This window comes from Occallatibacter sp., from assembly GCF_049802275.1.
Lineage (GTDB): Bacteria > Acidobacteriota > Terriglobia > Terriglobales > Acidobacteriaceae > Telmatobacter.
In genome coordinates, this window is the sequence record NZ_JBARMD010000753.1 from 1 (window position 1) to 6,205 (window position 6,205).

The following is a 6,205-nucleotide window of genomic DNA, read 5'->3' on the forward strand; positions in this document are numbered from 1 at the left end:
GCGTATACCTGTCGCTGCGACGCCGTACCCTTCGGGCTCACATCATCAAGCAGAGCATCAAGTGCAATTGTCTGGCTGGTCTTTGGATCGACGTGCTTGTGATAGCCGGCCTGCGATGCACTCGACGGTGATAGCGCCAGGGTTTCGTGAATGAACTCCGTGCTGAGCTTCGCAAACTTTTCATTTCCCTGCGGGGCCGCAGGTCCAATTTGTGCCGCAAGGGCACTCGCACCAAGAACAAACACTGCAAGGAATCTCATCTGCATCACAGTCTCCCCCAAATTCACCCTGCCAGCCTAACACTCTGATATACCCGCCATGCTACTCATTGTCAGCATCGGGGCCGCCGCGGATGACTGAGATCGCGGCACTGTATGGCTTCATCTGGTATTCCTTCGGAGGAATGTCGCCGGCCAGGTAGCGCACGAAGTAGTCCCACCGCCGCCGCATCATGTACGGCGATGCCGGCCCGTAGCCGTGTGGCACGTTGGGAATCATCAACAGATCGAAGTCCTTGTTGGCCTTGATCAGCGCATCCACCAGCAACAGGGTGTTGTTGGGCGGCACATTGTCGTCCATCGTGCCATGTGCCAGCAGCAGGTGTCCCTTCAGATTCTTGGCGAAGTTCTGATTCGCCTGCGAATCGTAGTTGGTGGTGCCGTCGGGATTCTTAACTTCGATGCCTGCCCACTTCTCAGCCCAGTCGTCTTCATAGTCGCGCTGATCGTGGTTGCCGCTCTCGGCAATACCAACCTTGAAAAAGTCGGGATAGTGAAGCAGTGCTGCGCCGGTTGCATTGCCGCCGCCCGAGTGTCCCCAGATTCCCACGCGGTCGAGATCGATAAACGGATATTGCTTGGCCAGGTCTTTCATACCCGATATCTGGTCGGGGATCGTGTTGTCACCGAGGTCTGCGTAGTATGCCTCGTGAAACGATTTCGAGCGGAACGGCGTCCCCATGCCGTCGATGCACACCACAATGAATCCGAGTTCAGCAAGCGCCTGCATGTCTCCATGCGCTGCGCGGAATTCGCGTCCGCCACACGAGCCGATCTGCGGTCCGGGATAGACGTAATTGATGATGGGGTATTTTTTCGATGCATCGAACGGAATGGGCTTGAACATGAAGCCGTACAGGTCCGTCGTGCCGTCGCGCCCCTTTACCGTGATCGGAGTCAGCGGCTGCCATCCTGCGGCGGTAAGCTTCGAAATGTCCTGCCGTGCGACCTCCATCACCGTCTTGCCCTGGTCATCGCGCACCACGGTTACCTGCGGCTGCGTCGGCGTCGAGTAGGTATCAGTAAAGTACCGTCCGTCCTGCGAGACCTTGATGCGGTGATCCGCATCTTCCGGCGTCAGGAGCGTCAGTCCGGTGCCATCGAAGTTCACGCGAAAGAAGTGTTCGTAGTAGGGATCGCGATCCTTCTCCTTGCCCACGCCTGCGAAGTAAATTACGCGAGCTTTGTCGTCGACGTACAACACCTGCGTCACGTTTCCGGGCCCTTGCGTGATCTGATTCTTCAGCTTGCCGGTGGTCAAATCGTAGAGGTAGAGGTTCCCCCAGTTGTCGCGCTCGCTGAACCAGAGAATCTCATTAGACTCAGGCAAGTAATGCCAGTTGATTTTGCCGTTGCCGCTCTCGTAGAACTTCAGCGTCTTCTCCGTCATTACCTCGCGTACTCCGCCGGTCTCGGCATCTGCCACGCGCACCCACTCCTGCTTGTGGTCGCGCGATGTGGATACAAACCCCAGGTGCTTCTCATCGGGACTCCATTCCACATCGGCAAAGGTGTCGCCATCGCAGGCAATGTCGTCGCACAGGGTTGAGCGATGCTGATCCGGTGGCATTTTCAGACGGATCACCTTGCGCGCGCCAACGTCAATAATCACGCGCTCGATCATGGTCACGTCTTTGTCGCCAACCAGCGGATACTTCCATGCTTTCAGGTCGGGATGGGTATTTGTCACGGGCACAAGGTACATCTCGCCGGTCTTGCGCTGATCTTGCTGGAAGGTGGCGATCTTTTTCGAGTCGGGCGACCATAGCAGAATCGCCGACTCAGTATGTTTCCATCCGGCGTTGTCCGTCGCATAGCCAAAGTCCTTCACACCGTCGGTCGTCAGTTGGGTTTCAACGCCCGTTGCCAGATCGCGCACCCACAGATTCCAGTTGCGAATGAACGCGCCCAGCTTCCTGTCGGGTGAAAGCGTCATTGGCGGAATCGGCGATTGCCCCGGCGCAGGCGCTCCGCCCGAAATCACCTTGCACGTATCCGATCCGCCGCCTACGCGGCACTGGTAGGTCGCACCGCGCATCGTGAACGTCAGCGTATGATCGCCGTTGCTCAACGAAATATCTGCAAGCTGCAGGTGGCGCGCATCGAGTCCCGGGCCGCCCTTCATCGTGGCCTTCAGCGCCGCTGTCAGTCTTTCTTCGTCAAACAGGGGAGTGCGCGATCCCTTCGCCGGATCGACCATGACGTAGGTGGTGCCGCTATCGTCCACCTCGCGATACCAGAAGCGATCATCGTCGAGCCACTGAGCATTTACCTTGCCCTTGTAGGCGAGTGGATTGACGTTGTAGGCCATGAATTTCTCGGCATTCGCGTAATCCTGATCGGAATACTGGCGCGGCTGCTGGGCCGAACCGGTGATGCAAACCAAGGCAAGAGCCACAAGGGGGCCCGCAAGCGACGCACGTTTCATTGCAGTCATGTTTCTGGATTCCTCTGGCGCAGACACACCATCACACAAATCAATGGACATCGGGCTATCTGTTGATCTGAGAAGGTGTTACTTGTTCGAATTCTATATCCCATCGTCTTCTGGAAACGGCGAATAAGCTCTCCGATGCTGGTTTTTCTACTCAGCAGCAATCAACAGAATCGGAGGGATTGCGCTGGGTGCGGAATGTCGCTGACTTCGGTCATTGGCGCCGAGCCATTGTAACCCTGTACACAGCGCGCGATTACGAGAGCCGACTCCGCTGACGATTTAAACACCTGGCTGAAACGCGAAACGTGACTGCGATAGACGACTGTGCTAATTTCGGATACAGCCGGATGTGTCGCTTCACCCCACACCCGCTTTCTGATGAAAGCCAGAGTCGAACACCCTCTTTCGTCCCAGATTCCGTCGGTCACCGCAGTCTGGTTATTTGCAGCTGTGTGTGGGGTCGCAGTGTTTTTCATTGCGATTTGCCTGCAGTGGCTCATCTACGACGACTGGCTGCACAAGAGCGGCTCGCTTCGCCTGGTCGGCAGCGCCTTTGCCGCTCTTCTAACGCTTGGATTCGCCTACCGGTGGCAGCTTGCGGCCCGCAGGCGCAAGCTCGAAATTCTGCGCCAGTTCGAAACCATCCGCTGGATGAACGACCAGATTCGCAACTCGCTGCAGGCGATCGAGTGCCTCGTCTATGCCTCGAATCCGCACGTGACCGATCCCGTGAAGGATGCAGTCGATGCAATCGAGAATGTTCTGCAAGAGGTGCTGTCTGAGGCTCATCCCGAACCGTTGGCGAGAGTGAGCAGCATGAGAGAGACCGGCGCTGCCAGCCAACCTTGATCGAGAATCCGGGGCTACTTCAATATTGCCCCGATATTCGCTTTGATTGATGGACTCTTCTCTGTCCCCGTGATGGTTAGCGGAATGCTCCGGTTCGGCGAGTTCAGCTTTACCGTCAGGGTGAAGTTGATCGCGCCGGTGTCTGCAATTGTGCCCGCACCGGTCGCGGAGCCGAACTGGGGCAGGTTGCCGTAAATATCCTTTATTTGTGCACTCTGCGGCGACGAGTTCACGTTTGCCTTCAGCACCTGGATCTGGGTTCCACCCGATGTGCCGGTAAGCGAAGTCAAGCCTTCGATCTTTGAGCCGAGGTCGAATCCGGCGAGCTCGGTATTGTCGATCTCGACGGGGCCGGCCAGAATTGCGGCGGTTGCAGGACCGCTGACACTGATGTTTGCCGTCATCGTTCCGCCTTGCAACGACGAACCGTTGGGTAGATAAATGCCTACCACCGGCATCAACTGTTCCAACTGATCGATCGGCAGGTTCGGCGCCGAGACACGAAGGTCGAGCATCACTGCCTGGGGTGTGAACTCGAAGCTGCCGTTTGCGTGAACCTCAACCGATCCAGTATGCACAGCGATATCCGACACAGTGCATTTGTTCGATTTCATATTGTGCGAGATGGTGTAATCGATATCTATCGGATCGTGTGCCGGCGAGCCTCTCGGAACCAGTTGCAGCTGCGAAGCCTTGATCTTTCCCGTGCTCGTAACATTCGTCCCGTCCGAGCTGATCTGGGCATCCACATCATTCTGCATCGTTATGCCCTTGGTCTTGTCGATTATCCCGGAAGCAACCGGATCGAATTCCCTGAGCTGCAGTTTGGCCTGAAACGGCGTTTGCGTGGTGTCCTTTCGCGATATCGGTCCGGCATTTCCGCTGAGTTTCAGAGAACCTTCTCCCGGCAGCTTCGCCGAAAGGTCGAAAGGAGCTGATTTGAGGAATGAGAAATTCTTCACTGCCAGATTCACTTCCGTGTACTGGAAGGGCTTGTTCGTCAGCGGGATTGACGACACCGTCGCGCTTCCATCGGTAATTCTCAACTCTTCCACTGTCAAGTCGTTTACGGAATTCGACTGTCCGGTTGCGCCCGGTTGGGCGGAGTTCGCCCCGATGCTGGAGAAATTCCACTCTCCGCTGGCATTCTGAATGAGTTGAATGGAGGGTGTGTCGATATTCAGCTTTGTGATGTGTGCCCGGTGGTGAAACACGATAGGCAGAATTTCTACGCCCACATTCAGCTTCTTTGCCTGAATAAACGGAACCGCGCTGAATTTTGGGTCGTCGGCGATGGAAATGTCTTCGAAGTCCAGGCTTCCGGCCATGATTTCGAAGGTTATGCGCCCGAGGGTAACTTCACGGCCGAGGGCGTTTGACAACTGGCTCTCGATCACGGGCCTGAAGGTCTCAGCATTCACAAAGAACGGGAGCAGAGAAAGTGATAAGACAATGAGGAAGACAACTGCAGCGACAACCAGTACCCACTGCTTCAGCATGCGGTTTCCTCTGCGCTATTAAGGCTGGCACGATTGTACCGTCCCGAGGAGCGACCTTGAGAAGTCAAACTGCCTGCCTTCACCCAAAGAGGAAACCTTGACCTGTACTACCAGGGCAACGCCTTGCCCAGGTGGAAGTACCCTCCCGTCGGTCCATCATCTGCCAGAGTCGCCAATGCTGCGCTGGTTTTGCCACCTTCGGCCAATTCCATCGGAGCGCTTTGGCCGCCCATATCGGTCTTCACCCATCCCGGATGTGCCGAGTTGACCTTGATCTTGGTATCGCGTAGCTCGTACGCAAGATGGACTGTGAACGCGTTGAGTGCTGTCTTCGACGCATCATATGCGAATGATTTGGCGTTGTAGATGGGCGACTTCGGATCTGCGTGCAGCTGGAGCGACGCCAGAATGCTCGACAGGTTCACGATCCGCCCCGCAGGACTTTTCTTGATGAGAGGCAGAAGCTTCTCGGTCAGTTCCACCTGCGCGAAGAAATTTGTCTCGAATACCTTGCGTAGCAGGTCCATCGGCACATCCGCTGCGCGATGTTCGGGCCCTTCGCCCGGAAATGTCCCGCCTGCAATTCCAGCGTTGTTTACGAGAATGTCAAGCCGCCCGAACTTCGAGTCGAAGTAATCGTAGGCCGCCTGGTAATCCGCCCGCCTGGTGATGTCGAACTGAATCGCATCAGCGTCCACGCCTGCCGCGCGAAGCTTGGCGACCGCCCGTTCACCCTGCGTTTTGTCGCGCGAGCCAATCACAACCTTGATGTTTTCCGATTTGTTCTCTCCGAGGTCGAGCGCGGTCTGGAAGCCGAGCCCGCGATTTCCGCCGGTAATGAATGCGATCTTCTGTGCCATAGGGGAAGTATCTCCTGTCTAGCAGTTGATTCATCTGGGGGCGAAAAGTTCCGCAAATTCGAAGTTCGAAATGAACCGGGGCCGCATGGTTCGCTTGCTCTGCACATGCAGCCCTCAAAACTTCCCCGGCATCGAAGCACGCTGGGAGGATTCTTATGCCTGAGAAAGCGACCATGGAGCGAGCCAAAGAGGATTTGCGCGAGGGCAAGTCGCCCTCAACGGCGGCCGGCGAATTTGTTCGCGAAGAAATTTGTCTCGAATACCTTGCGTAGCAGGTCCATC

General features: G+C 56.4%; 5 protein-coding genes. 1 reads left to right on the top strand and 4 read right to left on the bottom strand.

All coding sequences use genetic code 11. The annotated features are described in order from the left end of the window. Both WA354_RS25275 and WA354_RS25280 read right to left on the bottom strand, forming a co-directional pair. The coding region (locus WA354_RS25275) for a hypothetical protein (RefSeq protein WP_472815801.1) at positions 1 to 266 on the bottom strand (266 nt) is incomplete at its 3' end. A gap of 55 nt (positions 267 to 321) precedes the next feature. Beyond that, positions 322 to 2,715 carry a S9 family peptidase gene (locus WA354_RS25280; RefSeq protein ID WP_472815802.1) on the bottom strand — a complete coding sequence of 798 codons (2,394 nt, stop codon included), beginning with the start codon at positions 2,713 to 2,715 and terminating at the stop codon, positions 322 to 324. A 378-nt stretch (positions 2,716 to 3,093) separates the two neighbouring features. Between WA354_RS25280 and WA354_RS25285 the strand changes: the two genes are divergently transcribed. Beyond that, complete coding sequence (locus WA354_RS25285) at positions 3,094 to 3,564, top strand: hypothetical protein (RefSeq protein ID WP_472815803.1); 471 nt, start codon at positions 3,094 to 3,096, stop codon at positions 3,562 to 3,564. Between the two features lie 14 nt (positions 3,565 to 3,578). On the opposite strand, the gene WA354_RS25290 is transcribed toward WA354_RS25285, so the two are convergent. Both WA354_RS25290 and WA354_RS25295 read right to left on the bottom strand, forming a co-directional pair. Next, positions 3,579 to 5,063 (bottom strand): AsmA family protein, encoded by a 1,485-nt coding sequence (locus WA354_RS25290; protein ID WP_472815804.1) that lies wholly within the window; start codon positions 5,061 to 5,063, stop codon positions 3,579 to 3,581. A gap of 107 nt (positions 5,064 to 5,170) precedes the next feature. After that, on the bottom strand, positions 5,171 to 5,923 hold the full coding sequence (locus WA354_RS25295) for an SDR family oxidoreductase (protein WP_472815805.1): 753 nt from the start codon (positions 5,921 to 5,923) through the stop codon (positions 5,171 to 5,173). Positions 5,924 to 6,205 lie beyond the last annotated feature (282 nt).